Below are 25,907 nucleotides of genomic sequence, written 5' to 3' on the forward strand. Positions count from 1 at the left end.
CGGCGCCCGTCCGCAAGGGGTCGACTCGGGCCATGAGTACCGACCAGCCCCGGCCCGGCCCCGGTGAACCACCGGAGCACGATCCGTTCCTGAAGCAGCCGCAGGAGCCCCCGGCGGGCGGCGCTCCGCACGACGGCGCCCCGCGCAACGGCTCCCCGTACGGTGCGGGCCCGGGCGAAGGCGCAGGCCCCCCGCCCCCTGGCGGCACTCCGCCCCCCGGCAGCCCCCCGCCCCCCGGCGGCCCGCCGCCCCCGCCGCCGCCCGGCGCCGGCCCCCCGCCTCCCGGCGGCCCGCCGCCCCCGCCGCCGCCCGGCGCCGGCCCCCCGCCTCCCTATGGCGGTGGCCCCCATGGCGGCGGTCCCTACGGCGCCCCCTACGGCGGTGCCGGGGAGTACGGGGCCGATCCGCTGGCCGGAATGCCGCCGTTGGCCAACCGCGGCAAGCGCCTGGTGGCGCGGATCATCGACGCGATCATCATCGGCGTTCCGGTCACCCTGATCATGAACGCGATCGTCGGCTGGGTGGACTACTTCAGCACCAGCAGCGTGGAGACCAGCAAGCAGGCGACGGTGTCCGGCGTGACGATGCTGGCGTACCTGATCTACGAGGGGCTGATGCTGACCAGCCGCGGCCAGACGCTCGGCAAGATGGCGATGCGGATCCGGGTGGCGATGCTCTCCGACGGCGCCATCCCGACCCCGCAGGCCGGTTGGACCCGGGCCGCCGTCTACACGCTGCCGGAGATCGTCCCGTGCTGCGGCTTCATCTTCTGGCTGATCAACGTCCTGTGGTGCACCTGGGACAAGCCGTACCAGCAGTGCCTGCACGACAAGGCGGCCAGGACCGTGGTGGTCGCCACGGACTGAGGTGCGGCGGACCGGTCCGCCGCGGCACGTGAATTGACGAGGTGTCAGATATCCGCGGCGTGCTCGCCGATCCGGGCGCCGGCCCGCCGCCGCGGCAGCTGCTCGGCCGGGTCCGGCACGGCTCGCAGCGGGACGGCCCGGTCGGGGGCCGCGGCGCTCTGGCCGCCCCGGCGCACCACCCGCGACATCCCCGGCATCGGCACCGTCATCGCGACCAGCAGTCCGAGCCCGAGGCCGGCCAGGGCGATGACCGCGACCCCGATCCCGGTCTGCGTCTGCGAGAGCAGCAGCATCGCGAGGGTGGAGAGAAAGACGGTGGCCGAACCGTAGACGAGCTGGGTGGCGGTCGGACGAGGCATGGCGGAATCCGTCCTCGGAGGGTCGGCGGGGGTGTCGGGCGTCCGGCGGCGCGCCACCGAACGAGCCTACGGTCCCTTGTGCCCGAGCGGAACGGCAGGTAAGCGTGACCTAACCCACCGGCTCGGAGCACGGGGGCGCACGGCGCGGTCGCGGATCCGTGCGACAAGTCGCCCCGGGTGGCGTCCGGCCTGCTGACGGCGGGGGCGCATGCCCGCCAGGCATATACCCCGCGGCGTTCCGCCGGCTCGCCGGGCGATGCGGAACCTGTGCGTCCGCTGTCCGATAGCTGTGACAAGCAAGCCGGATAACGTACTTGGGAGTTCACACACACGTCAAGATCTGTCTTTTCTTCCCCACATCCGGTCGAATGCCCTCCAGCATTGGCCAGTTGATGGGGAGGACTTGACCAAGTGAGAAAGCACCGAAGACTGTTCGGAACGGCCGTCCTGGCCACGGCGATCGCCGCGACCGGGGCGGCCGTTCTCTCTCCCGGGGTGGCCGCCGCCGACGCCACCCGGCCTGCCGCACCCGCCGTCCGCACCGACCCGGCGCCCGAGCGGGCCGACGCCCACGACCTCAAGGGCCCGTTCAGCGACCGGCAGCGGGCGCAGCGCACCGAGGCGCTCCAGCAGGTCATATCCGGCGACGCCGAGGCGACCGAGCGCAACGGCTCCAAGGTCGTCAAGCTCGGCAAGGGCAAGTACGTCGAACTGGCCCGGGAGAAGACCGACAAGATCTTCACCATCCTCGTGGACTTCGGGGACAAGGTCGACGACACCACGATGTACGACCCGGACGGCGACGGCCCGCTGCCCCCCGTCAAGAAGTACGGCGGCACCCCCGGCCCGGCGCACAACCAGATAGCCGAGCCGGACCGGGCCAAGGACAACAGCACCGCCTGGCAGAAGGACTTCAACCGGCAGCACTTCCAGGACCTGTACTTCTCGCACGACAAGAAGAAGGAGTCGCTCGCCAAGTACTACGAGCGGCAGTCCTCGGGCCGCTACTCGGTGAACGGCCAGGTCTCCGACTGGGTCCGGGTCCCGTGGAACGAGGCCCGCTACGGCTCCAACTACTGCGGCTCCACCAACTGCCCCAGCGCCTGGGACCTGATCCGCGACGCGGTCAACCAGTGGGTCACCGACCAGAAGGCCCAGGGCCGCACCGACGCCCAGATCAAGGCCGACCTCGCCCAGTACGACCAGTGGGACCGCAACGACTACAACCACAACGGCAACTTCAACGAGCCGGACGGGTACCTCGACCACTTCCAGATCGTGCACGCCGGTGAGGACGAGTCGGCCGGCGGCGGCGTCCAGAAGACCGACGCCATCTGGGCGCACCGCTGGTACGCGTACGGCACCGACGCCGGCAAGACGGGTCCCGCGGACAACAAGGCGGGCGGCACCCAGATCGGCGACACCGGCTTCTGGGTCGGCGACTACACCATGCAGCCGGAGAACGGCGGACTCGGCGTCTTCGCCCACGAGTACGGCCACGACCTGGGCCTGCCGGACGAGTACGACACCACCGGCAAGGGCGAATCCTCGGTGGACTTCTGGTCGTTGATGTCGGCCGGCTCCTGGCTCGGCCGCGGCAAGGACGCCATCGGCGACCTGCCCGGCGACATGAGTGCCTGGGACAAGCTCCAGCTGGGCTGGCTCAACTACGCCAAGGCCAAGGCCGCGACGCCGTCCCGGCACACCCTGGGCGTCGCCGAGTACAACACCAAGAACAAGCAGGCGCTCGTCGTCGACCTGCCCGCGAAGAAGGTCACCACCGAGGTCGTCAAGCCCGCCGAAGGCGCCACGCAGTGGTGGAGCGGCATGGGCGACGACCTCTCCAACACCCTTGCCCGGCCGGTCGACCTCACCGGCAAGTCCCGTGCGGCGCTCACCCTCAAGGGCTGGTGGGACACCGAGAAGGACTACGACTACGTCTACGCCGAGGTCTCCACGGACGGCGGCGCCAACTGGACGCCCCTGGACGGCACCGCGAACGGCAAGCCCCTGCCCCGCGACGCCTCCGGCAAGCCCGCGCTGAGCGGCACCGTCACCGACCACCAGGACCTGGCCTTCCCGCTGGACGCCTACGCCGGCAAGAAGATCGACCTGCGCTTCCGCTACCAGACCGACGGCGGCGTCGCCCAGAAGGGCTTCACCGCCGACGCCCTGACCCTCACCGCCGACGGCGCCCCGCTGTTCACCGACGACGCCGAGCACGGCGACAACGGCTGGACCAGCAAGGGCTTCTCGCGGATCGGCGCGTCCTTCACCAAGGACTACCCGCAGTACTACCTCGCCGAGAACCGCCAGTACGTCTCCTACGACAACACCCTCAAGTCCGGCCCGTACAACTTCGGTTGGAAGACCGCCCGGCCGGGCTGGGTCGAGCACTTCCCGTTCCAGAACGGCGTGCTGATCTGGCTCTGGGACACCTCGCAGCGGGACAACAACGTCGGCATGCACCCCGGCGTCGGGCGGATCCTCCCCGTCGACGCGCACCCGCGGGCCGAGCGCTGGGCCGACGGCTCCCTGATGCGCAACCGCTTCCAGACCTACGACGCGACCTTCACCGGCGCCCGGACGGACGCCCTCACCCTCCACAAGGACGGTGCCGAGGTGAAGATCGCGTCCAAGCCCGGCGTGCGGGTCTTCGACGACCGCAACGGCGTCTACTACGACAAGGCGAACCCGACCGGCGGCGTGGTGGTTCCTGACACCAACACCAAGATCGCGATCACCAAGGAGGCCAAGGACGGCTCCACGGTGAACCTCACGGTGGGCCCCGCGAGTAAGTAGAAAGTAAAAACCGCAGGTCAAGGCGTTATCGGTCGTCGCCCCCTAGCGGGCGGCGGCCGATAGGCGTTTAGATGCGTCCTACAGTTCCTTGTTGACGCCGAGTCTCACGGGGGAGATATGACGATGACCAGAGGCGGCTTCATCAGGCTTCCCGGCGGAAGCGTGGTGGTCGCCCTCTCGCTGCCCAGACCGGGCCACGGCCCGCTCTGCGGGCCGTACGACGGCGGCTGCCGCATCCGGGTCCTGGTACACGCGGTGAACCGCCAGCGCGCCCTGACCAGGCTGCGCAACCTCGGGCTGCGCGCGGTCTACCTGCGCGGCAACACCGAGCCGCCGACCCCCGACGAGATCACCGCGGTGCTCCACCACCCCGACGGCCTGGTCTGGCGCGAGACCCCCGACGACGACACCGAGTCCTGGCACCCGATACGGGCCCTCCTGCGGCAGAAGGTCGGCTCGCCCGCGTCCGCCGGCCCCTCCGGCGGGTGAGCACGGGCGGCCGCCACGCCGCCGTACGGGGCCGTCAGCCGCCGGCCACCACCGGCTTGCCGGTCAGCTCCGCGCCCGCCGCGCGCAGCTCCTCCAGGGCCGCCTCGGTGGTCTGCGCGGCGACGCCCGCCGTCAGGTCCAGCAGGACCCGGGTGCGCAGGCCCTCGGCCAGCGCGTCCAGGGCGGTGGCCCGGACGCAGTGGTCGGTGGCGATCCCGACCACGTCGACCTCGGTGACGCCCCGCTCCCGTAGCCACTGCGCGAGCGGCGTGCCGTGCTCGTCCGCGCCCTCGAAACCGCTGTACGCGGCCGCATGGGCGCCCTTGGAGAACACCGCGTCGATCGCGCCGGAGGTGATGGCCGGCGCGAAGTTCGGGTGGAAGCCGCTGCCCTCGGTGCCGGCCACGCAGTGCACGGGCCACGACGTGCGGTAGTCGGGCCGGTCGGAGAAGTGGTCGCCGGGGTCGACGTGGTGGTCGCGGGTGGCCACGACGTGGCGGTAGCCGCTGCCGGCCGCGGCACCCACCAGATCGGTGATGGCCGCCGCGACGTCCGCGCCGCCCGCCACCGCGAGGCTGCCGCCCTCGCAGAAGTCGTTCTGTACGTCGACGACGATCAGTGCCCGGTGCATGGTGCGTGCCTTCCGGCTGGAGGTTCGAGGGGCGCGAGACGTGGTGTGACCGAGGGTAGCCACTGCGGGCGGACGGCGGGAGGGGTGCGCGCGGTCCGGCCGCGCCCGCCCCGCCGCCCGCCGGGGCTCAGGCGAATTCGGTGGGCAGCACCGGCTCGCCGCGGGACAGCTGCGTCGCCGACAGCGGCAGCCCGGCGCGGGCCGCGATGTGCCGGCTGCGGGCCGCGTCCAGCGGCTCCCGGGCCACCACCTTGCCGCCGCTGACCAGCGGCACCTGGAGCAGCTGGTCGGTCAGCGCGGCCGGCACCGGGCCGGTGCCGACCACCTCGGCCTCCGCCACCCCGTCCTCGTCCAGCCGGCGGGCCGCCCACTTGCGGCCGCCGATCGAGGACTTGGCGCCCATCGACTTCTTCGCCACCGGCCGCAGCGGCGCGCCCGGCTCGTTGCTGTCCGCCCGCGCGACCAGCTTGTAGACCATCGAGCAGGTCGGATGCCCGCTGCCGGTGACCAGCTGGGTGCCGACGCCGTACGCGTCCACCGGAGCGGCGGCGAGCGAGGCGATGGCGTACTCGTCCAGATCGCTGGTGACCACGATCCTGGTCTTGGTCGCGCCCAGCTCGTCCAGCTGCTGGCGCACCCGGTGCGCGATCAGCAGCAGGTCGCCGGAGTCGATCCGCACCGCGCCCAGGCCGGGCCCGGCCACCTCCACGGCGGTGCGCACCGCCGTGGTGACGTCGAAGGTGTCCACCAGCAGCGTGGTCCCGCTGCCCAGCGTGTCGACCTGTGCGGTGAAGGCGTCCCGCTCGCTGTCGTGCAGCAGGGTGAAGGCGTGCGCGCTGGTGCCGACCGTGGGGATGTTGTAGCGGAAGCCGGCCGCCAGGTCGGAGGTGACGTGGAAGCCGCCGACGTACGCGGCGCGGGCCGCGGCCACCGCCGAGAGCTCGTGGGTGCGCCGGGCGCCCATCTCCATCAGCGGCCGGTCGCCGGCCGCCACCGCCATCCGGGACGCCGCCGCGGCCACCGCCGAGTCGTGGTTGAGGATCGACAGGATCGCCGTCTCCAGCACCACCGCCTCGGCGAAGGTGCCCTCGACGCGCATGATCGGCGAGCCGGGGAAGTAGACCTCGCCCTCCGGGTAGCCCCAGATGTCGCCGCGGAAGCGGTAGTCGGCCAGCCAGTCCAGTGTCGGCTCGTCGAGGATGCCGCGCTCCCGCAGGAAGCCCAGGATCGTGTCGTCGAAGCGGAAGTTCTCCACCGCGTCCAGCACCCGCCCGGTGCCCGCCACCACGCCGTAGCGGCGGCCCTCGGGGAGCCGCCGGGTGAAGACCTCGAAGACCGACCGGCGGTCCGCGGTCCCGGACCGCAACGCGGCCTGCAGCATGGTGAGTTCGTACTGGTCGGTGAAGAGTGCCGTCGACGGCACGGCCACCGGCAGCCCCAGGTCTGCTGTGTTCATGGGGGAGATGCTACCCCCAATACTCGTCACTTTGACGATAGTAGGCCCGGGGTGCGCCCGCCGGCCGTGCGCCGCGCCGGTACGGGCCGCGCCGGGGCCGTTTGTGCGTCGCCCGCCCCCGGGTGGCAGCATGGGCCCTGTGAGCGCCCACCCGTCACCCATGAGCACCCTCCGGCCGTACTACGGCAGCCTCAGCGTCCCGGTCGAGATCGAGCGTCCGGAGGCGAGCGAGGCACCCTTCGCCGTACCGTCGCCCGACATCCCATGGGTCACGATCGTTCACAACGACCCCGTGAATCTCATGAGCTACGTCTCCTATGTCTTCCAGACGTACTTCGGCTACTCCAAGGACAAGGCGCACCGGCTGATGCTCGACGTCCATCACAAAGGCCGCGCGGTCGTCTCCAGCGGCACCCGCGAGGAAATGGAACGCGACGTGCAGGCCATGCACGGCTATGGCCTGTGGGCGACCCTCCAGCAGGACCGCGGATGACCGGCCAGTTCGAACCGCTGCCCGGCGGCGGTGCGGCCGCCCCGCTCGACGAGGTCGAGATCTCCATCCTGCGCAGCCTCGCCGTCCAGCTGCTGGAGCTCATCGGCCCGGGCACGGAGCCGGCCGGCTCCAGCGAGGACGACATGCTGGCCGCGCTCTTCGCCGAGGGCCCCAGTGAGCCGCCGTCCGACCCGGTGCTGGCCCGCCTCTTCCCCGACGCCTACGGCGGCCCCGACCTCGTCCCGGACGACGACGTCCGCGCCGCCGCCGCGGAGTTCCGCCGCTACACCGAGAACGACCTGCGGGCCCGCAAGCGCGAGGACGCCCTGGCGCTGGTCCGGGCGCTCGACGCGCTGTCGACCGAGAGCGGCGGCGCGGTGCTGCGGCTCAAGCCCGACGAGTGCCGGCAGTGGCTCGGCGCGCTCAACGACCTGCGGCTGGCCATCGGCACCCGGTTGGAGGTCAGCGACGAGGACGACGGCGGCGAGCTGCTGCGGCTGCCGGACAGCGATCCGCGCAAGCCGATGGTGCTGGCCTACTTCTGGCTGGGCGGCCTCCAGGAGACGCTCGTCGAGGCGCTGACGGGCTGACCGCGGTCCGGCCGGGCGGCTCCGGCGCGAACCGGGGCGTAAGGGGCTGATCGCCCACCCCGCGTTCGCTCAGCGGAGGCTCAAATCCGGATAACGATCGCGTTACCGACCCCGTGCGCCGTGTTGTAGATTTCGCTCTTTGTCCTGATTTCGCTGTGGGATGGGTCACGTCGACTCTGGTCGATCTCCGGCAGGCCGTGATAAAAGTTCTCGACCTGCCGTCAGCGACGCCACCCCTGTCGCTGCGGGAGCGCTGAGCCGGCCGACCGTCGGCGTGCAGGAACTCCATCCGGGGGGATCGGGACCCGATCCGGAAAGAACCGGGTCGGTATGGAGAAAGGCGCACCACTCATGACCTCTGTGCAGGTCGACAAGCAACGCGACGGCAACGAGGCCGCTGGCGAAGGCTCCGAAGAGGGCTACCAGCGGGGTCTGGGCAATCGCCAGATCCAGATGATCGCCATTGGTGGCGCCATCGGTACCGGTCTGTTCCTCGGAGCAGGCAAGGCCATTTCCATGGCCGGGCCGAGCATCATCCTGGCGTACGCCATCGTCGGTCTGGTCATCTACTTCATCATGCGGGCCCTGGGCGAACTGCTCATGTACCGGCCCGTCTCCGGCTCGTTCTCCGAGTACGGCCGGGAATTCCTCGGCCCGTTCATCGGGTTTGTCACGGGCTGGACCTATTGGCTCTTCTGGGTCGTCACCAGCATCACCGAAGTGACCGCCGCGGCCACCTACGTCCATTACTGGAACGAAGGCATACCCCAATGGGTCTCGGCGCTGGTCTTCACCATCGCGCTCTTCGGCATCAACCTGATCTCGGTGAAGATCTTCGGTGAACTGGAATTCTGGTTCTCCATGGTCAAGGTCACCGCGATCATCGGCATGATCCTGATCGGCCTCGGCGTCATCCTCCTCGGTTTCTCCAAGGCCGGTGACACCGCGTCGTTCAGCCTCCTGTGGTCGCACGGCGGCTTCTTCCCCAAGGGCATCGGCGGCACGCTGATGACGCTGCAGATCGTGATGTTCGCCTTCCTCGCCGTCGAGCTCGTCGGCGTCACCGCGGGCGAGGCGAACGAGCCGAAGAAGGTGCTCCCCAAGGCCATCAACACCGTGCCGTGGCGGATCGGCCTCTTCTACATCGGCGCGCTCGTCATCATCCTGTCCGTCGTCAGCTGGACGTACTTCAAGCCGGGCGTCAGCCCCTTCGTCGCGGCCTTCGCCAAGATCGGCCTGCCGGCCGGCGCGGGCATCGTCAACTTCGTCGTGCTGACCGCGGCGCTGTCCTCGGCCAACTCCGGTATGTACTCCACCGGCCGGATGCTCCGCGACCTGGCGCTCAACGGCCAGGGGCCCAAGATCTTCACCAGGCTCAGCAAGGCCGGCGTGCCCACCTGGGGCACCGCCGTCTCGGCCGCCCTGATGCTGGCCGGGGTCTACATCAACTACCAGTGGCCCGGTGAGGCGTTCAACTACGTCGTCTCCTTCGCCACCATCTCCGGTATGTGGGCGTGGATCGTCATCCTGCTCTCGCAGCTGCGCTACCGGGTCAAGGCGGACCGCGGTGAGCTGCCGCAGTCCGAGTTCAAGGCCCCCGGTGCGCCGTACACCTCGATCTTCGCGCTGGCCTTCATCGGCATGGTGATCGTGATGATGGGCATCGACAAGGACGCCCGGATCTCGCTCTACGCGGCTCCGGTGTGGGCGATCATCCTGGCCGCGGGCTACCTGGCGATCAAGCGCCGGGACGCCGCACAGCTCTCCGGGACGCCCGCGGAGCCGGCCGAGAAGGGCTGACACCCCGCGGAAAACCGGCGGTAGATCCCCCGGCTGTCCAGCATTCGGGCCCGCGCGTACCACCCCTCGGTACGCGCGGGCCCGCCCGCCCGTCGCCCACCACCACCCTTGCCGGAGTGCTTCGCACGCGCCTCCTTATTCTTGGCCGCATGCTGACCCTCACCAAGGCCCTCCACGACCGGATCGTCGAGCACGCCCGCCAGGACCACCCCGACGAGGCCTGCGGCGTGGTCGCGGGCCCGGCCGGCAGCGGCCGCCCCGAGCGGTTCATCCCGATGCTCAACGCCGCCCGCTCGCCCACGTTCTACGAGTTCGACTCCGCCGATCTCCTCAAGCTCTACCGCGAGATGGACGACCGGGACGAGGAGCCGGTCATCGTCTACCACTCGCACACCGCCACCGAGGCATACCCCTCGCGCACCGACCTCACCTACGCCAACGAGCCCGGCGCGCACTACGTCCTGGTCTCCACGGCCGACACCGACGACGCCGGCCCCTTCCAGTTCCGCTCGTTCCGCATCGTGGACGGTGAGGTCACCGAGGAAGAGGTCCGGATCGTGGAGAGCTACGCCTGAGAAGTGGCGAGTGGCCGACCTCATGCCGGCGTCGGCCGGCGGCCGTGACCTGGGGGTTCACCCCCGGTCATGGCACGTACGGAAGACCGGGCGCGCCCCGCGTCCCACCTGTCGTACAGCGAACGTCCGCATCATGGGACGAGGTTCCAGAACCCGGACCGGGAATCGATACGATGACCGCATGGTTGAGCATGTCGTGTGGGGAGTGAGCGAGCAGCGGCCGGGTGTGCTGCCGCACGCCCCGCTCGCCACGCGCCGCTCCGCATCCGCCCTCCTGGGCGCCTTCGGCTGCGGAGCCGCCCGGCTGCACGTCGACCTGTGCCGCCTGTCCAGCGCCATCTGTCCGCGCTGCGCCGCCGGCTGACCGCTGCCGGCCCCGCGGCGCCATGCCGCACCCGCCCCGCTCGGGCCCCGCGCCGTCCGGCGCCCCGCACCTCCCACACCTCCCGCACCGCCGCGGTACACCGTTCACGCACCGCCCGCACACGGCACCCGCCACCGCATCCCGAACTCCGACAGGAGCACTCCCATGGCCATCGAGGTCCGCATCCCGACCATCCTGCGCAGCTACACCGACGGCGAGAAGGCCGTCGAGGGCAGCGGCGCGACTCTCGACGAACTCTTCAAGGACCTGGACGGCCGGCACGCCGGGATCCGCGAGCGCCTGGTCGACGACGGCGGGGAGCTGCGCCGCTTCGTGAACGTCTACCTCAACGACGAGGACGTGCGCTTCCTGGCCGGCATCACCACCGAGCTCGGCGACGGCGACAGCGTGACGATCCTGCCGGCCGTGGCCGGTGGAAGGGTCTGACGGACGTGCGGTACGACTCCCCGCTGGCGGCGGTCGGGAACACCCCTCTCGTCCGCCTCCCGCGCCTCTCGCCCTCCGAGGACGTCCGCATCTGGGCGAAGCTGGAGGACCGGAACCCCACGGGCTCCGTCAAGGACCGGCCCGCGCTCCACATGATCGAGCAGGCCGAGAAGGACGGCCGGCTCACCCCCGGCTGCACGATCCTGGAGCCCACCAGCGGCAACACCGGCATCTCGCTCGCCATGGCGGCCAAGCTCAAGGGCTACCGCATCGTCTGCGTGATGCCGGAGAACACCTCCGCCGAGCGGCGCGAACTGCTCGCCATGTGGGGCGCCGAGATCATCTCCTCGCCCGCGGCGGGCGGCTCCAACACCGCCGTGAAGGTCGCCAAGGAGCTCGCCGCCGAGCACCCCGACTGGGTGATGCTCTACCAGTACGGCAACCCCGACAACGCCGGTGCCCACTACGCCACCACCGGCCCCGAGATCCTCGCCGACCTGCCCTCGGTCACCCACTTCGTGGCCGGTCTGGGCACCACCGGCACCCTGATGGGCGTCGGCCGCTACCTGCGCGAGCACGTCCCCGGCGTCCAGATCGTCGCCGCCGAACCCCGCTACGACGACATCGTCTACGGCCTGCGCAACCTCGACGAGGGCTTCATCCCCGAGCTCTACGACGAGACGGTCCTGACCACCCGCTTCTCCGTCGGCTCCGAGGACGCGGTCCGCCGCACCCGTGAACTCCTCGCGACGGAAGGCATCTTCGCCGGCATCTCCACCGGCGCGGCGCTGCACGCCGCCCTCGGCGTGGCCCGCAAGGCGGACCGGGCCGGCGTGCCCGCGGACATCGTCTTCGTCGTCGCCGACGGCGGTTGGAAGTACCTCTCCACCGGCGTCTACACCGCCGAGTCGACCGAGGCGGCGATCGCGACGCTGCACGGGCAGCTCTGGGCGTAGGCCCGTAGGCCCCGGGATCCCAGGGGGTGGCTGCCGGCGTCCGCCGGAGCCACCCCTTGCCGCGTCGGCCCGCCGCGGGCGCGGGCCGGCCGACTTTCCGCCCACCGGAAGCCCGGTGCGCGGCCCGCTGCCGAACCCCCACCCGGACTGGTGATTCCGCCCACAGCTCGCCCCACCTAAGGCGCCACACGCCCCTTCGCGCCTTACGCTCGGGGGCACCCGCACCGACCGCCACGGACCCGGCAGCAGCCCGGCACGGCACCACCGGGACAACCCGTACGGGGCCGCCGGCCGCCATCCTCCCCCAGCTACCGCTGGGAGGTGCCCCCAGCCCATGGAGGTTCACGCCCGCATGAAGCTCACCGTCGTCGGATGCTCGGGGTCGTTCCCCTCCATGGAATCGGCCTGTTCGAGCTACCTCCTGGAGGCCGACGGCTTCAGGCTGCTCCTCGACATGGGCAACGGCGCCCTCGGCGAGTTGCAGCGCCACTGCGGTCTCTACGACCTGGACGCCATCCTCCTGTCGCACCTGCACGCCGATCACTGCATCGACCTGTGCGGCTACTTCGTCGTCCGCTACTACCGCCCGGACGGCAGCCGCTGCGAGCCGCTGCCGCTCTACGGGCCGACCGGCACCGAACGCCGGCTCACCGTCGCCCACGCCGACCTGCCGCACGAGGCGGCGATGAGCGAGGTCTTCGACTTCCGCACGCTGACCCCCGGCACCATGACCATCGGCCCGTTCACCCTCCGCACGGAACGGGTCCGCCACCCCGTCGAGGCGTACGGCTTCCGCATCGAGCACGGCGGCCGCACCCTGACGTACTCCGGCGACACCGGCCCCTGCGAGGCGCTGGATCGGCTCGCCGAGGGCACCGACCTCTTCCTGTGCGAGGCGTCCTTCACCCACGGCAAGGAGGACATCCCCGACCTCCACCTCAACGGCCGGGAGGCCGGCGAGCACGCCCGGCAGGCCGGCGCGGGGCGGCTGGTGCTGACCCACATCCCGCCGTGGACCGATCCGGACATCAGCGTCCGCGACGCCCAGAAGGCCTACGACGGACCGGTCGAGGTCGCCAAGGCCGGCGCGGTCTACGAGGTCTGAACGGCACCGAGGGACAAGAAGACCGGGCCCCCCGTCCTCCATGGACGGGGGGCCCGGTCGGTGGCGCTGCCGGTGCGGCCTACTTGGCCTCGGCCTTCTGCAGCTCCGCCAGTTCCTCGTCGGACTCGCGGCCCGGCGTGGGGAGGTCGAACTTGGTGATGGCGAAGCGGAAGACCACGTAGTAGAGCACCGCGAAGCACAGGCCCACCAGGGCGAGGCCCCACGGGTTGGACGCGATGCCCAGGTTGAGGAGGTAGTCGATCGCGCCGGCCGAGAAGCCGAAGCCGTCCTTCATTCCCAGCGCCCAGGTCAGCGCCATCGAGACGCCGGTGAGCACGGCGTGGATCGCGTACAGGACCGGCGCGATGAACATGAAGGTGAACTCGATCGGCTCGGTCACACCGGTGACGAACGCGGTGAGCGCGAGCGAGAGCATCATGCCGCCGACGACCTTGCGGCGCTCGGGGCGCGCGCAGTGGACGATCGCGAGGCAGGCGGCCGGCAGGGCGAACATCATGATCGGGAAGAACCCGGTCATGAACTGCCCGGCGGAGGGGTCGCCGGCGAGGAAGCGCGCGATGTCGCCGTGCTTGCCGTGGTAGTCGCCCGCCTGGAGCCACGGGAAGGAGTTCAGCAGGTGGTGCATGCCGACGGGGATCAGCGCGCGGTTGGCGACACCGAAGATGCCCGCGCCCACGGCGCCCGAACCGACCAGCCACTGACCGAAGTTGTGCAGCCCGGTGCCGAGCACCGGCCAGATGAGGCCGAAGACGATGCCGATGGCCAGGCCGGCGAAGGCCGACAGGATCGGGACGAGCCGGCGGCCGCCGAAGAAGCCCAGCCAGTCGGGCAGCTTCTTGCGGTAGAAGCGCTGGTAGAGCAGCGCCACGACGAGTCCCATCACGACACCGCCGAGGACGCCGGCGTTGACCGGTGCGTCGTTCATGACGATCTTGCCGTCGACGACCGCGGCGACCTTCGGCAGGTTCTTGTCGGTGAAGGTGGCGAGCACCTTCTGGAAGACCAGGTAACCGGTCACCGCGGCCAGCGCGGTCGAGCCGTCCGACTTCTTCGCGTAGCCGATCGCGATGCCGACGGCGAACAGCAGCGGCATGTTGTCGAGGATCGCGCCGCCGCCGGCGGCCATATAGCCGGCGATCTTGGTGATGACCGTCGGGAACGACTCCCGGCCGAGCATGTCACTGTTGCCTAGGCGGACAAGCAGGGCGGCTGCGGGCAGCACGGCGACCGGCAGCATGAGGCTGCGGCCGATGCGCTGCATGACAGCCATCGCGCCGGAACCCTTCTTCTTGTCGGCCGCGGGAGCGGCACTGGCCGTGGACACAACTTCCTCCAGTGGGCAAGACGCCGCCCGGGTCAAGGGGTGGGGGGTGGCGACGTCTCGGGGGACTCGGCCGGATCGGCCGTATGGTCTACACCCGTGAGTGGTGTAGACCTGTTGTAGCACGGGGGAGGCGGTGCGAGGAACCCGCGGAATACACGAACCTGTTCATGGCAGCCGAAAAGGTCCCAAAGGCTGCCGAAGCGAAGGGGAGGGGCGGGGTTCGGAACCGGGGTGTCCGCCCCGGCCGCGGCCGGACCCGGGAGCGCGGCCTACGCGACGTTGTCCCGCTCCATGGCGTCCCCCACCTCGTCCGGCTCCCGGCCGGGCGTCGGCAGGTCGAACGCGGTGATCGCCAGGCGGAAGAGCGCGTAGTAGACCGCCGCGAACGCCAGCCCGATCGGAATGATCAGCCACGGTTTGGTCGCCAGCCCCCAGTTGATGACGTAGTCGATCAGCCCCGCCGAGAAGCTGAAGCTGTCGTGCACCCCCAGCGCCCAGCACACCGCCATCGACACACCCGTCAGCACCGCGTGGATCCCGTACAGCACCGGCGCGATGAACAGGAACGAGTACTCCACCGGCTCGGTCACCCCGGTCACGAACGAGGTCAGCCCGACCGACAGCATCATTCCCGCCACCTCCTTGCGGCGGTGCGGGCGGGCGCAGTGCGCGATCGCCAGCGCCGCGGCCGGCAGCGCGAACATCATGATCGGGAAGAATCCGGTGGTGAACTGGCCCGCCGTCGGATCGCCCGCCAGGAACCGGTTGATGTCGCCGTGCACCACCGTCCCGTCCGGCTTGGTGAAGTCCCCGAACTGGAACCACAGGAACGTGTTCAGGAACTGGTGCAGCCCCACCACCAGCAACGCCCGGTTCGCCACCCCGAAGATCCCCGAACCCCACGAGCCCAGCGCCGTCAGCCACTGGCTGAAGCTCGTCAGCGCGTCACCGATCGGCGGCCACACCCACAGGCAGACCACCGCGAACGCCAGCCCGACGAAGGCCATCACGATCGGCACCAGCCGCCGCCCGTTGAAGAAGCCCAGCCAGTCCACCAGCCTCACCCGGTGCAGCCGCTGCCAGAACCACGCCGACAGGAAGCCCATCACGATGCCGCCGAAGACCCCCGGGTTCTGGAACGTCGCCTGCGTCGCCTTCCCCTTCGCGTCGACGCACACCCCGCTCCACAGTCCGGCCTGCGTGTACGCCTGCCCCGGCGGGCAGTGCACCGGGAACTGGTGCAGCACCGCGTAGTAGACGAGGAAACCGGCCACCGCCGCCAGCGCCGTCGAGCCGTCCGCCTTCTTCGCCATCCCGATCGCCACACCGATGCTGAACAGCAGCGGCAGCCCCAGCCCGGAATCCAGCAGCCCCCCGCCGGCCCCCAGGAACACCTTGGCGACGTCGTTCCAGCCGAGGCCCTTGTCGCCGAAGACGTCCGGCTGCCCGAGCCGGTTGAGGATGCCCGCGGCCGGCAGCACCGCGATCGGCAACTGAAGGCTGCGGCCCATCTTCTGCAACCCCTGGAAGAGGCCCGCCGCCCGGCTCTTGGCCGGCCTCGCCGCCCCCTTCCCCGCTGCCGCGCCCGCTGCGTCCGAACTCATCCGCGCCCTCCGCCCGCTCCCGGCGCCGGCCCGGCGGCGCCCGGCCCGCCGCTTGCCGCATACTGGTGGTGTAGACCATTTATCGGGGTGCGTCCCGGACGCCTGCTCCGATGATCGCCATCCTTCGCCAGGTGACGGACAAACGCCCACGGAGCTGGGCTGAACGTGCGTTACCGTGTGAAAACCGCGCGGCGGAACCGCCGACGGCCGAGACAAGCAGGAGTGGACATGGCCACCAAGGCTGAGAAGATCGTCGCCGGGCTCGGCGGACTCGACAACATCGAGGAGGTCGAGGGCTGCATCACCCGCCTCCGCACCGAGGTCAACGACGCCTCCCTCGTCGACGAGGCCGCCCTCAAGGCCGCCGGCGCCCACGGCGTCGTCAAGATGGGCACTGCCATCCAGGTCGTCATCGGCACCGACGCCGACCCCATCGCCGCCGAGATCGAAGACATGATGTGAGCCACCGCTCATGACACAGGGCCTCGTCTCCGGCCTTCTCGGCGTTCCCGGCACCGGAGACGAGGCCCTTCGTACAGCCGATAGGGTCGGGGCCATGTCTCGCATCGACGGCCGCACCCCCGAACAGCTCCGCCCCGTCACCATCGAACGCGGCTGGAGCAAGCACGCCGAAGGCTCCGTCCTCGTCTCCTTCGGCGACACCAAGGTCTTCTGCACCGCCTCGGTCACCGAAGGCGTACCGCGCTGGCGCAAGGGCACCGGTGAGGGCTGGGTCACCGCCGAGTACGCGATGCTGCCCCGCTCCACCAACACCCGCGGCGACCGGGAGTCCGTCCGCGGCAAGATCGGCGGCCGCACCCACGAGATCTCCCGCCTGATCGGCCGCTCGCTGCGCGCCGTCATCGACTTCAAGGCCCTCGGCGAGAACACCGTCGTCCTGGACTGCGACGTCCTCCAGGCCGACGGCGGCACCCGCACCGCCGCCATCACCGGCGCCTACGTCGCCCTCGCCGACGCCATCAACTGGGCCCAGGGCAAGAAGCTCATCAAGCACGGCCGCCGCCCGCTCGCCGGCACCGTCAGCGCCGTCAGCGTCGGCATCGTCGGCGGCATCCCGCTCCTCGACCTCTGCTACGAAGAGGACGTCCGCGCCGAGACCGACATGAACGTCGTCTGCACCGGCGACGGCCGCTTCGTCGAGGTCCAGGGCACCGCCGAAGCCGCGCCCTTCGCCCGCGACGAACTCAACTCCCTGCTCGACCTCGCCGTCGCCGGCTGCACCTCGCTCGACGCCGCCCAGCAGGAAGCGCTGGCCCGCACCCTCTGACCGGACGCGCCCACCGGGGGAGCGGGGCCGGAACACAGCCCTCCGCCCCGCTTCCCCGTCCGCCCGCCGGCCGATTCACGCCCCCGCCCCCGCTCACCGGGCAACCCCCTTTCCCCGCCCTGCGTTTCCCTCGGTGCCGAGCCCGCCGTACGCCACCGCCGTGCCGCACCACCGCTCCCGGCACCCGTACGTGTCCCCCGTACGCCCCGAGGGAAGGAAACGCCCCATGGCCCGCCCCCACCGCCTCCGCCCGCGCCGTCCCGCCGCCACCGCGCTCGCCGCACTGGCCGCCGCCACCCTCGCGCTCCCGCTGCTGGCCGCCTGCGGAGCCGTCCAGAAGGCCGTGGACTGCGCCCACACCGCCGGCACCCTCGTCAACGGCGTCGACCACCTCCGCAAGGCCGCCGACCAGGCCCTCGACGACCCCAAGGAAGCCGACAAGGCCCTGGACGCCCTCGACAGCGACCTGCGCGAGCTCGGCGCGTCCACCGACGATCCCGAGCTCACCAAGGCCGTCGCCGCGATGAACGCCGGCATCAAGGACGCCCGCAAGGCCATCGACGACAACCGGGCCCCCGACCTCACTCCCATCGGCCAGGCGGCGAACCGGATCACCACCGCCTGCACCCCGGGCGACAAGGGATAATCGCGTCCCATGGAGTCACAAACCGGCGACCGCCCCGCAGCCCACCGCCGCCTCGTCCTCGCCACCCGCAACACCGGCAAGATCGCCGAGCTTCGCGCCATCCTCGCCGCGGCCGACCTCGACGTCGAACTCGTCGGCGCCGACGCCTATCCCGAGGTCCCCGACGTCAAGGAGACCGGCGTCACCTTCGCCGAGAACGCCCTCCTCAAGGCGCACGCCCTCGCCCAGGCCACCGGCCACCCGGCCGTCGCCGACGACTCCGGCCTCTGTGTCGACGTCCTCGGCGGCGCCCCCGGCATCTTCTCCGCCCGCTGGGCCGGCCGGCACGGCGACGACCAGGCCAACCTCGACCTGCTCCTCGCCCAGCTCTCCGACATCGCCGACGAACACCGCGCCGCGCACTTCGCCTGCGCCGCGGCCCTCGCCCTGCCCGACGGCACCGAGCGGGTCGTCGAGGGCACCCTCGACGGCGTCCTCCGCCGCACCCCCGCCGGCACCGGCGGCTTCGGCTACGACCCGGTCCTCCAGCCCGACGGCGAAGGCCGGACCTGCGCCGAACTGACGCCCGCCGAGAAGAACGCCATCAGCCACCGCGGCAAGGCGTTCCGCGCGCTGGCACCGGTGGTGCGGGAGTTGTTGGGCTGAGGCGTCCGGACAGCACAATGGCCTGCGCGTCGAACCTTCGATTCGCAGGCCATTTGTGAGTGCGGCCGGAGGGACTCGAACCCTCAAGGGATTTCTCCCACAGCATCCTAAGTGCTGCGCGTAGGCCAATTCCGCCACGGCCGCCAGCTCCCAGTCATCGTACCGGCCCCGTCACCGACGTGGCGGGTGCGGATCGGCGGCTCTTGCGGCTGCGGCCGTCCGGGTGGCCGCCCCGGCACCAAGTGTCCGTGACCGCATGGCAGTTGGGGCATAGCAAGCGAAGGTTCTCCCTACGGTCGTCGTGCCAGTCGCCGTTGATGTGGTCGATCTCCAGGGTCATGGGCTTCCCCAGCCATTCCGGGCCGACGCCGCATGCGGCGCACGCCTCGGGGGTGCCGACCTCGCGGAGCGCCCGACGCAGGAGGAGGGTACGCGTCCGGCGCCTGCCCTCGTGCTTGATCAAGATGTCCTCCGGACGCTTGGGAGGAGTCGCCCCCGGCTTGCCGCGCTGGTGCGCCTGCCCCAGGAAGTGCGAGGTGTCGAGGCCGTCCTCGGCGACCCACACGGAAAACAGCGCGCGGAGCCGGCTGTTGTACGGCTCCCTGCCGAGCGCGCGCAGGGCGCCGGCGATGGACGTCGCCCCCGCGACCGCCCGGCGCAGTTCGTCCGCGGCCGGCTTCCCGGACGCCCCGGTGGCCCGCCGCTGACGGGGCAGGTGCGCGACGTCGATCCCGAAGTGGTCGAACCGGCGGAAGAGATGGCGGCGGAGGTTGCCGTACGGCTGCGTGCCCAAGAACGCGATGACCTCGTCGATGTCGGAGCACCGCGCGGCCGCTTCGGCCAACCGCTCGCGGGTGTAGCGCACACCACCGCTCATGCGGCGCCGCCTCCGGAGCGCCCCTTGCCCCGTCCGCGGTAGGTGTCCGTCGTCGCATGGCAGTTGGGGCACAGCAGCCGCAGGTTGGCCAGGCGGTTGTCCCGCCAGTTGCCGTCGACGTGGTCGACTTCGAGCGGCAGCGGCCGTCCGCGCCAGACCGCTCCCGTCCCGCAGCGCGCACAGCGCTCGGGGATCCCCGAGGCGGTCATGGCCCATTTGAGGCGGTCGCCGGGAACGCGGCGGGCCCGGGCGGCCGGCTGCTCGACGAGGAGGCCCTCGGGCGTCCGCGGGTGCCATGGCCTGCCGCGTCGGGCGGGCGGCGTGAAGTGCGACGTGTCGATGCCGTAAGCCCTGACCCGGCGGCTGATGTGCGTGTGGTGTCCGCCGACCACCTCAAGTCCCAGGTGGCGCAGGACCTCGCACATGTTCGTCGAGTCCGCCACCGCGGTCCGGAGTGCCTCCCGCGTCCACTTCGTGCCCTCCCGTTCGAAGTGCGCGGTGTCGACGCCCAGCTTCCTCATGCGTTCCCTGAGGTAGTTCCGCTTGGCGCTGCGCGGGTCGACCCCCAGCTTTCCCAGCGCCTCGGACAGCGTCCTGGACGTCGTCGCGGCGGCCTCCAGCCGCCCGCGGGTGTACGGACTCGTCGGCATGCCTCCCCCTTCGTGGGCAGGAGAGCCGCAGGCCCCTCCGTGCGTTCTCCCGACTGCCGAACTGGAGAACGAGCGAAGGGGCCTGCGGTCACGCCGGAGCCGGTCGGGCGAGCGGTCAGAAGCGCGGTTCCGGGTTCTGGGACGCGATCAGTTCGAGGGCCTCTTCCTTGGTGGCGACCGAGGGCGGGGAGCCCTCCAGGGGCTGCTGCGCCGTCTCCTTCATGCAGGCGACGGCGACGACGCCGACGAGGGCGGCGCCCATCGTGTAGTACGCGGGCACCATCACGTTCTTGTCGAAGGCGTCCATGAGGGCGGTGATGACCAGGGGGGTGGTGCCGCCGAACAGCGAGACCGCGAGGTTGTAGCCGATGGACAGGGAGCCGTAGCGGACGCTGGTGGGGAAGAGGGCGGGCAGGGCCGCGGACATGGTGCCCAGGAGGCACAGGAGGGAGAGGCCGAGGAGGGCCGTGCCGCACGAAACGGTGAGCAGGGAGCCCTGTTTGACCAGGAGGAACGCCGGGATGGCGAGGATCAGGAAGCCGAGCATCCCGGTCATGAGGAGGGGTTTGCGGCCGTAGCGGTCGTTGAGTTTCCCGACCGTGGGGAGCAGGCAGGTGAGGACGACCATGGTGACCAGCAGGATCAGCAGGCCGTGGGTCTCGTTGTATTTGAGGGTGTCCGTGAGGTAGGTCGGCATGTAGGAGAGGAGCATGTAGTCGGTGATGTTGTAGGCGCCGACCAGGGCGATGCAGAGGATGAGCGCGGGCCAGTGCCCGGTGAGGATTTCGCCCAGCTTCTTTCCCGCGGTGCCGGCGGGGGACTGCGGGGATTCCTCCTCGGTCCGGGCGGGGGAGTCGGCGGGGGCGTGGTTCTGCGCGGCCTCGAATTTCTGGAAGGCCGGGGTCTCGTCCAGCCGGAGGCGGAGGTAGAGGCCGACCAGGCCGAGGGGGCCGGCGATGAGGAAGGGCACGCGCCAGCCCCAGGAGAGCATGGCGTCCGGGCCCAGCACGGTGTTGAGCACGAGGACGATTCCCGCGGCGCCCGTGTAGCCGATCAGGGTGCCCATCTCCAGGAAGCTGCCGAAGTAGCCGCGCTTCTTGTCGGGGGCGTATTCGGCGATGAAGGTCGAGGCGCCGCCGTATTCACCGCCGGTGGAGAAGCCCTGGATCATGCGGAAGAGGATGAGCAGGGCGGGGGACCACAGGCCGATGGCCGCGTAGGACGGGATGAGGCCGATGCAGAGGGTGCCCAGCGCCATCATGATCATGGTGAGGGCGAGCACCTTCTTGCGCCCGATGCGGTCGCCGAGGGGGCCGAAGTAGGCGCCGCCCAGGGGCCGTACGAGGAAGGCCACGGCGAAGGTGGCGAAGGAGGACAGCAGGCTGGTGGTGGCGCTGCCGCCGGGGAAGAAGACCTTGCCGATGGTGAGGGCCAGGTAGCTGTAGATCCCGAAGTCGAACCATTCCATGGCGTTGCCGAGGGCGGCGGCCTTCACCGCGCGGCGGACGGTCGGTTCGTCGGTGACGGTGATGTCGGTGCGGCGGAGCCGCGGGTTGCGGCGTCGGTCGATGGCGCGGAAGAGCGCCCAGTGGCGTCTGCGTGCCTCCCGGTCCGGCTCCGGCGCGGAGTGGCTGTCTTCGGTACTGAGGTGCGGCACGCGGTGGTCCTCCCGGTCGGTCGGCGCGCGTTCGGGTACGCGGACGGGGCGTTGGGGCTACGACGGGTGCGCCTGCACGCTGGAGGGCGGGTCAAAACACTGTGGCCGGCGAACGCGCGGTATGTCACCTGGAGCCGGTCCGTACGGCGCACGTCAGACGGGGTGGAGGGTTGTCGTGCGGCGGTGGCTTGTTACACGACTGGTACAGAGCCGAGCGTTCACCGCGGCATTCGGGCAATCAGCCTGTGTCGGGGGGAGAGGAGAGTGGCGGTGACGAAACCGCACTTTTTTGTCGCAGGCCCGTCGAAGGGTGCCCTTTCGGCGCGGGACGTGGCGGCCGTCGTGTGGTGTCGGAGCGCCGTGGCCGGGTTCCGGGCCGGTGCGGGGCTGCCGCGGCGGTCGTGTTTGCTGGTGGGGTTGACGGGGCGAAGGTGCCCCGGGAGGAGTGTGTGATGACCGACCGCGAAGGGGCCCGCTGGAGGCGCGGGCGCACCGCCCTGCTGGCCTTTGTCGTGGTGACCGCGCTGGCGGCCGGTGGGGTGTGGTTCGGCCAGGCGTCGGACCGGGCGTCGGCGGTGGACGCCGCGCCGAAGACCTCGGCCGTCCAGGACGTGAAGTCGGACGGTCAGCCGACCGAAGGTCTCCCGGGCGTCCGTGACTGCGGGATCGGGGAGCCGGAGATAAGGCCCCAGGTGATCACGCTGACCTGCGCCGACGCCGGGATGGTGGCCACCGCGATCACCTGGGACCGCTATGACGCCGACGAGGCCGAGGGCCGGGGCGTGGTGCAGGTCGAGAAGACCGCGGCGGGGGTCGGCACGGACGCCGGGTACCGGGCGACGTTCCGGCTCTACGGTGCGAAGGAGGTCGACGGTGCGCGGGCCTTCACGGGCCTGGAAGTGACCTACGAGGGCTCCACGCCGCTCGGTGACACGACGGAGATGTACAACCTCGCGTGATGGGCATTCGAGGCCGGATCGCGCTGGCCATTTCGGGTATGACGGCGCTGGCCGTGGTGGTGCTCGGCTTCGCCGTGCACCACATCGCGGACGTCGAGCGGGAGCGGTCGGCCCGCTCCTATCAGGATGAGCGGCTGAGTGCGGCCCTGCTCGTCTACGAGCGGGACGGGACGCTGGCGCTGGGTGCGCAGCTGGACGACGCGACGCTGCCGTCGCCGCTGCGCGAGGCGGTGTTCCACAACCGTTCGGGGACGTATCTCAGCGGGGGCGACGACCCGCGGGTGTGGGCGGCGACCGGGGTCGGCGGGGACGCCGACCGGCCGACGCGCTCGCTGTCGGTGTCGGCGGCGTATCCGGCCGACGATCCGGCGCAGATGGCGCTGGACCGGGCGCTGCTGATCGCCGGGTGCGGCACGGTCGTGCTGATGGCGGTGGTGTCGTGGTTCGTGTCGCAGCGGTTGTCGCGGCGGCTGCGGCTCAGCGCGGCGGCGGCGCGGCGGATCGCGGCGGGGGAGCCGCCGGACGCGGAGGCGCTGTCCAGCAACGGCCGGGACGAGGTGGCCGAGTTGGGGCGCAGTGTGCACCACATGGCGACGTCGTTGGCGGCGCGGGTGGAGGCCGAGCGGGAGTTCACCGCGGATGTGGCGCACGAGCTGCGGACGCCGGTGGCGGGTCTGGTGGCGGCGGCCGAGCTGCTGCCGGAGCCGCGGGCGGTGGAGCTGGTGCGGGACCGGGCGCAGGCGATGCGGCGGCTGGTGGAGGACCTGCTGGAGGTGTCGCGGCTGGACGCGGGGGTGGAGCGGGCCGATCTGGACGCCTGTGAGCTGCCGTCGCTGGTCCGGGGGATCGTGAAGCGGGCGGCGCGGCAGCGCGGGGTGGACGACCTCGCGGTGTCGGTGACGGTCGAGGGCGAGCCGCGGATCGTGGAGACGGACCGGCGGCGGGTGGAGCGGGTGCTGGTGAACCTGCTGGCGAACGCGGCCAAGCACGGTCGGCCGCCGATCGAGGTGGTGGTCTCCGGAGCGCGGATCGTGGTGCGGGACCACGGGCCGGGGTATCCGGCGGAGCTGCGTGCGGAGGGGCCGCGGCGGTTCCGTACGGCGGCGCCGGAGCGCGGTACGGGGCACGGCCTGGGGTTGACGATCGCGGCCGGGCAGGCGGAGGTGCTGGGGGCGCGGCTGGAGTTCGGCGCCGCCGAGGGCGGCGGCGCCGAGGCCGTGCTGGAGCTGCCGGACCGGGCCGTGGTGACGGTCCCGGAGGCGGTGGCGGCGCCGTAGGGGCACGGCCCGGTCCGCCGCCGGCCCGACGGCTGTAACGGTGTTACAGCGCCAGATCCTTGATGATCTTGGCGACGTGGCCGGTGGCCTTGACGTTGTACAGCGCGCGCTCGACCTTGCCGTCCTCGTCGACGATGACGGTGGAGCGGATCACTCCGGTGACCGTCTTGCCGTAGAGCTTCTTCTCTCCGAAGGCGCCGTAGGCGGTGAGGATCTCCTTGTCCGGGTCACCGAGCAGGGTGACCTTGAGCTCCTCCTTCTCGCGGAACTTCGCGAGCTTCTCCGGCTTGTCGGGGGAGATGCCGATGACGTCGTAGCCGTGGCCGGCGAGGAAGTCGAGGTTGTCGGTGAAGTCGCAGGCCTGCTTGGTGCAGCCGGGGGTCAGTGCGGCCGGGTAGAAGTAGACGATGACCTTGCGTCCCTTGTGGTCGGCGAGCGAGACCTGCTTGCCGTCGGCGTCGGGGAGCGTGAAGGCGGGCGCGGTGTCGCCGGGCTGGAGTCGCTCGCTCATGGTGGGTCTCCGTCTCCTTGCAGGGTCCTGAGGGTGGGGCGGTACGCCCCCGACATTAGGCCAGCGGGCCGCCGCGGCATGCGCCGGCCGGCGGTGGGGGGCGCTCCGGCGGCGCGAAACGGGGGTGCTGTGGGGCGCCCGCCGGTGCGAGCTGACAGACTGTCCTTCACGAATCGGCCGCTGATCGCGGTGGCCGGTTCCGTACGGGGCAGATCCGGAACGTGTCCGGCCCTTGTACGCATCGGCACGAGATGACGGAGGCGGCGCGGTGTCGGAAGCCAGGACCCCTGCGCAGATCGAGGCGGACATCGTCCGCAGGCGGCAGGATCTCGCCGTGACGCTCGACGAGATCGGCGTTCGACTGCACCCGAAGACGATCATGGACGATGCGAAGGCGAAGGCGTCCGCGGCCGTGGACCGCACGGCGGGGCGGGCCTACGTGGCCGTCAACCGCCTGGTCTCGGACGTGCGCGGCCAGTTGGTGTCCGAGGACGGGGCGCCCCGCCTGGAGCGGATCATCCCGGTGGCCGTGATCGGCGTGGCCGTGGTGGGCCTGCTGGCGCTGGGCTCCCGGAAGCGGCACAAGTAGCCCGCTCGCGGGGGCCGTCCGGCCCTTCCGAACCGGCCCGCGGTGCATGATCGTCGCCGCCGGGCAGGTACGGTCGTGCCGTGAGCCCGAATAACGCCAAGGACACCCACGACAAGCTGCCGATCCGGATGCTGCACGACCGCGTGCTGGTCCGGACGGACATCCCCGAAGGCGAGCGCCGCTCGTCCGGCGGCATCGTCATCCCCGCGACCGCGGCGGTCGGCCGCCGCCTGGCCTGGGCCGAGGTGGTCGCGGTGGGGCAGAACGTCCGGACCGTCGAGGTGGGCGACCGGGTGCTGTACGACCCCGAGGACCGGGCCGAGGTCGAGGTGCGCGGGGTGGCGTACGTGCTGATGCGCGAGCGCGATCTGCACGCGGTGGCCGCCGAGCGCCTGGAGGGCGCGGAGGACGCGACCGGCCTGTACCTCTAGTCGATCGGCTCCCCCGCAGGCGGTGACCCGCGTCACCACCTGCGGGGGAGCCTTTTGCTAGCCTCGGGGGCAACCCGACGAGACGCGCCGTACCGGGTCACGACAAGACGACGCACCCCTGTTGAAGTCCTTTCACGGAGGTGCCGTCATGGCATGGATCCTGCTCCTCGTCGCCGGCCTGCTGGAGGTCGGCTGGTCGATCGGAATGAAGTTCACCGACGGATTCACCCGGCTGTGGCCCAGCGTCGCCACCGGCGCGGGCATCGTCGCCAGCATGGTGCTGCTGTCCTACGCGGCCCGGACCCTGCCGATCGGCACCGCCTACGGCGTCTGGGTCGGCATCGGCGCGGCCGGCGCGGCGGTGGTCGGGATGCTGGTGCTCGGCGAGCCCGCGACCGCCGCGCGGATCTTCTTCATCTGCCTGCTGCTGGTGGCCGTGGTCGGGCTGAAGGCCACGTCCGGTCACTGACGCGGGCCGCCGGACGGCCGCCGGCC

At 71.2% G+C, this 25,907-nt stretch carries 29 protein-coding genes, 1 tRNA gene and 1 riboswitch; of the genes, 20 read left to right on the plus strand and 10 right to left on the minus strand.

Annotated elements, in window-relative coordinates; all coding sequences use genetic code 11:
• Positions 1 to 32 precede the first annotated feature (32 nt).
• Entirely contained in the window at positions 33 to 866 is an 834-nt protein-coding gene (locus CG747_RS28130; RefSeq protein WP_100604642.1) for an RDD family protein, read from the plus strand.
• Between the two features lie 44 nt (positions 867 to 910).
• On the opposite strand, the gene CG747_RS28135 is transcribed toward CG747_RS28130, so the two are convergent.
• Positions 911 to 1,225, minus strand: a complete 315-nt coding sequence (locus CG747_RS28135; protein ID WP_100604643.1) for a hypothetical protein — start codon at positions 1,223 to 1,225, stop codon at positions 911 to 913.
• 411 nt (positions 1,226 to 1,636) lie between these two features.
• Here CG747_RS28135 and CG747_RS28140 point away from each other — a divergent pair, with 411 nt between their 5' ends.
• Positions 1,637 to 4,027, plus strand: coding sequence for an immune inhibitor A domain-containing protein (locus CG747_RS28140; protein WP_100604644.1), 2,391 nt, complete (start codon positions 1,637 to 1,639; stop codon positions 4,025 to 4,027).
• Between the two features lie 123 nt (positions 4,028 to 4,150).
• On the plus strand, positions 4,151 to 4,516 hold the full coding sequence (locus CG747_RS28145; protein ID WP_308303807.1) for a hypothetical protein: 366 nt from the start codon (positions 4,151 to 4,153) through the stop codon (positions 4,514 to 4,516).
• Between the two features lie 34 nt (positions 4,517 to 4,550).
• Here the strand turns inward: CG747_RS28145 and CG747_RS28150 are convergent, their stop codons facing one another.
• The gene (locus CG747_RS28150) at positions 4,551 to 5,147 is read right to left on the minus strand and encodes an isochorismatase family protein (RefSeq protein ID WP_100604646.1); all 597 of its coding nucleotides are present in this window, start codon (positions 5,145 to 5,147) and stop codon (positions 4,551 to 4,553) included.
• Between the two features lie 127 nt (positions 5,148 to 5,274).
• Positions 5,275 to 6,603: a nicotinate phosphoribosyltransferase gene (locus CG747_RS28155; RefSeq protein WP_100604647.1), complete on the minus strand. Its 1,329-nt coding sequence runs from the start codon at positions 6,601 to 6,603 to the stop codon at positions 5,275 to 5,277.
• A gap of 160 nt (positions 6,604 to 6,763) precedes the next feature.
• On the opposite strand from CG747_RS28155, the gene clpS reads away from it, so the two are divergent.
• The 8 genes from clpS (at position 6,764) to CG747_RS28195 (ending at position 12,933) form a co-directional block, all read left to right on the plus strand.
• Positions 6,764 to 7,096 (plus strand): ATP-dependent Clp protease adapter ClpS, encoded by a 333-nt coding sequence (clpS, locus tag CG747_RS28160; protein WP_180985729.1) that lies wholly within the window; start codon positions 6,764 to 6,766, stop codon positions 7,094 to 7,096.
• Complete coding sequence (locus CG747_RS28165; RefSeq protein WP_100604649.1) at positions 7,093 to 7,686, plus strand: DUF2017 domain-containing protein; 594 nt, start codon at positions 7,093 to 7,095, stop codon at positions 7,684 to 7,686. The genes clpS and CG747_RS28165 overlap by 4 nt, the downstream gene beginning before the upstream one ends.
• A gap of 351 nt (positions 7,687 to 8,037) precedes the next feature.
• Positions 8,038 to 9,486 (plus strand): amino acid permease, encoded by a 1,449-nt coding sequence (locus CG747_RS28170; RefSeq protein ID WP_100604650.1) that lies wholly within the window; start codon positions 8,038 to 8,040, stop codon positions 9,484 to 9,486.
• Between the two features lie 149 nt (positions 9,487 to 9,635).
• Positions 9,636 to 10,061, plus strand: a complete 426-nt coding sequence (locus CG747_RS28175; RefSeq protein ID WP_100604651.1) for a Mov34/MPN/PAD-1 family protein — start codon at positions 9,636 to 9,638, stop codon at positions 10,059 to 10,061.
• 181 nt (positions 10,062 to 10,242) lie between these two features.
• Positions 10,243 to 10,425 carry a putative leader peptide gene (locus CG747_RS28180; protein WP_100604652.1) on the plus strand — a complete coding sequence of 61 codons (183 nt, stop codon included), beginning with the start codon at positions 10,243 to 10,245 and terminating at the stop codon, positions 10,423 to 10,425.
• Between the two features lie 165 nt (positions 10,426 to 10,590).
• Positions 10,591 to 10,872 carry a MoaD/ThiS family protein gene (locus CG747_RS28185; RefSeq protein WP_100604653.1) on the plus strand — a complete coding sequence of 94 codons (282 nt, stop codon included), beginning with the start codon at positions 10,591 to 10,593 and terminating at the stop codon, positions 10,870 to 10,872.
• A gap of 5 nt (positions 10,873 to 10,877) precedes the next feature.
• A complete protein-coding gene (locus CG747_RS28190) occupies positions 10,878 to 11,828 on the plus strand; it encodes a PLP-dependent cysteine synthase family protein (RefSeq protein ID WP_100604654.1) in 951 nt (316 codons plus the stop codon).
• 352 nt (positions 11,829 to 12,180) lie between these two features.
• Positions 12,181 to 12,933 (plus strand): MBL fold metallo-hydrolase, encoded by a 753-nt coding sequence (locus CG747_RS28195; protein ID WP_100604655.1) that lies wholly within the window; start codon positions 12,181 to 12,183, stop codon positions 12,931 to 12,933.
• Positions 12,934 to 13,012: 79 nt separating this feature from the next.
• Here CG747_RS28195 and CG747_RS28200 read toward each other — a convergent pair whose 3' ends face one another.
• The gene (locus CG747_RS28200; RefSeq protein ID WP_100604656.1) at positions 13,013 to 14,278 is read right to left on the minus strand and encodes a PTS transporter subunit EIIC; all 1,266 of its coding nucleotides are present in this window, start codon (positions 14,276 to 14,278) and stop codon (positions 13,013 to 13,015) included.
• A gap of 269 nt (positions 14,279 to 14,547) precedes the next feature.
• Positions 14,548 to 15,882: a PTS transporter subunit EIIC gene (locus CG747_RS28205; RefSeq protein WP_100604657.1), complete on the minus strand. Its 1,335-nt coding sequence runs from the start codon at positions 15,880 to 15,882 to the stop codon at positions 14,548 to 14,550.
• Positions 15,883 to 16,104: 222 nt separating this feature from the next.
• Here CG747_RS28205 and CG747_RS28210 point away from each other — a divergent pair, with 222 nt between their 5' ends.
• From CG747_RS28210 to rdgB, 4 genes are all read left to right on the plus strand, one after another.
• A complete protein-coding gene (locus CG747_RS28210; RefSeq protein WP_078487387.1) occupies positions 16,105 to 16,344 on the plus strand; it encodes a glucose PTS transporter subunit EIIB in 240 nt (79 codons plus the stop codon).
• Positions 16,345 to 16,438: 94 nt separating this feature from the next.
• Positions 16,439 to 17,170 carry a ribonuclease PH gene (rph, locus tag CG747_RS28215; protein ID WP_100604658.1) on the plus strand — a complete coding sequence of 244 codons (732 nt, stop codon included), beginning with the start codon at positions 16,439 to 16,441 and terminating at the stop codon, positions 17,168 to 17,170.
• A gap of 226 nt (positions 17,171 to 17,396) precedes the next feature.
• Positions 17,397 to 17,816 (plus strand): hypothetical protein, encoded by a 420-nt coding sequence (locus CG747_RS28220; RefSeq protein ID WP_100604659.1) that lies wholly within the window; start codon positions 17,397 to 17,399, stop codon positions 17,814 to 17,816.
• A 9-nt stretch (positions 17,817 to 17,825) separates the two neighbouring features.
• Complete coding sequence (gene rdgB / locus CG747_RS28225; protein WP_100604660.1) at positions 17,826 to 18,461, plus strand: RdgB/HAM1 family non-canonical purine NTP pyrophosphatase; 636 nt, start codon at positions 17,826 to 17,828, stop codon at positions 18,459 to 18,461.
• A 60-nt stretch (positions 18,462 to 18,521) separates the two neighbouring features.
• On the opposite strand, the gene CG747_RS28230 is transcribed toward rdgB, so the two are convergent.
• From CG747_RS28230 to CG747_RS28245, 4 genes are all read right to left on the minus strand, one after another.
• Positions 18,522 to 18,605 (minus strand) — tRNA-Leu (locus CG747_RS28230).
• Positions 18,606 to 18,615: 10 nt separating this feature from the next.
• On the minus strand, positions 18,616 to 19,338 hold the full coding sequence (locus CG747_RS28235) for an HNH endonuclease (RefSeq protein WP_100604661.1): 723 nt from the start codon (positions 19,336 to 19,338) through the stop codon (positions 18,616 to 18,618).
• Complete coding sequence (locus tag CG747_RS28240; RefSeq protein ID WP_100604662.1) at positions 19,335 to 19,988, minus strand: HNH endonuclease signature motif containing protein; 654 nt, start codon at positions 19,986 to 19,988, stop codon at positions 19,335 to 19,337. Before CG747_RS28240 ends, CG747_RS28235 begins: the two co-directional genes overlap by 4 nt.
• A 115-nt stretch (positions 19,989 to 20,103) precedes the next feature.
• Positions 20,104 to 21,645 carry an MFS transporter gene (locus tag CG747_RS28245; protein ID WP_100604663.1) on the minus strand — a complete coding sequence of 514 codons (1,542 nt, stop codon included), beginning with the start codon at positions 21,643 to 21,645 and terminating at the stop codon, positions 20,104 to 20,106.
• A gap of 452 nt (positions 21,646 to 22,097) precedes the next feature.
• Between CG747_RS28245 and CG747_RS28250 the strand changes: the two genes are divergently transcribed.
• Entirely contained in the window at positions 22,098 to 22,604 is a 507-nt protein-coding gene (locus tag CG747_RS28250; protein WP_100604664.1) for a hypothetical protein, read from the plus strand.
• A complete protein-coding gene (locus CG747_RS28255) occupies positions 22,604 to 23,881 on the plus strand; it encodes a sensor histidine kinase KdpD (RefSeq protein ID WP_100604665.1) in 1,278 nt (425 codons plus the stop codon). The genes CG747_RS28250 and CG747_RS28255 overlap by 1 nt, the downstream gene beginning before the upstream one ends.
• Positions 23,882 to 23,924: 43 nt before the next feature.
• On the opposite strand, the gene bcp is transcribed toward CG747_RS28255, so the two are convergent.
• Complete coding sequence (gene bcp / locus CG747_RS28260; protein WP_100604666.1) at positions 23,925 to 24,392, minus strand: thioredoxin-dependent thiol peroxidase; 468 nt, start codon at positions 24,390 to 24,392, stop codon at positions 23,925 to 23,927.
• Positions 24,393 to 24,660: 268 nt separating this feature from the next.
• Here bcp and CG747_RS28265 point away from each other — a divergent pair, with 268 nt between their 5' ends.
• The 3 genes from CG747_RS28265 (at position 24,661) to CG747_RS28275 (ending at position 25,881) form a co-directional block, all read left to right on the plus strand.
• On the plus strand, positions 24,661 to 24,981 hold the full coding sequence (locus CG747_RS28265; protein WP_100604667.1) for a DUF3618 domain-containing protein: 321 nt from the start codon (positions 24,661 to 24,663) through the stop codon (positions 24,979 to 24,981).
• Between the two features lie 128 nt (positions 24,982 to 25,109).
• A complete protein-coding gene (locus CG747_RS28270) occupies positions 25,110 to 25,412 on the plus strand; it encodes a co-chaperone GroES (RefSeq protein ID WP_048828920.1) in 303 nt (100 codons plus the stop codon).
• 55 nt (positions 25,413 to 25,467) lie between these two features.
• A riboswitch (guanidine-III (ykkC-III) riboswitch) is annotated at positions 25,468 to 25,529 on the plus strand.
• Between the two features lie 31 nt (positions 25,530 to 25,560).
• Complete coding sequence (locus CG747_RS28275) at positions 25,561 to 25,881, plus strand: multidrug efflux SMR transporter (protein WP_018542256.1); 321 nt, start codon at positions 25,561 to 25,563, stop codon at positions 25,879 to 25,881.
• Positions 25,882 to 25,907 lie beyond the last annotated feature (26 nt).

Source organism: Streptomyces sp. CB02959, from assembly GCF_002803155.1.
Classification (GTDB): Bacteria; Actinomycetota; Actinomycetes; order Streptomycetales; family Streptomycetaceae; genus Streptomyces.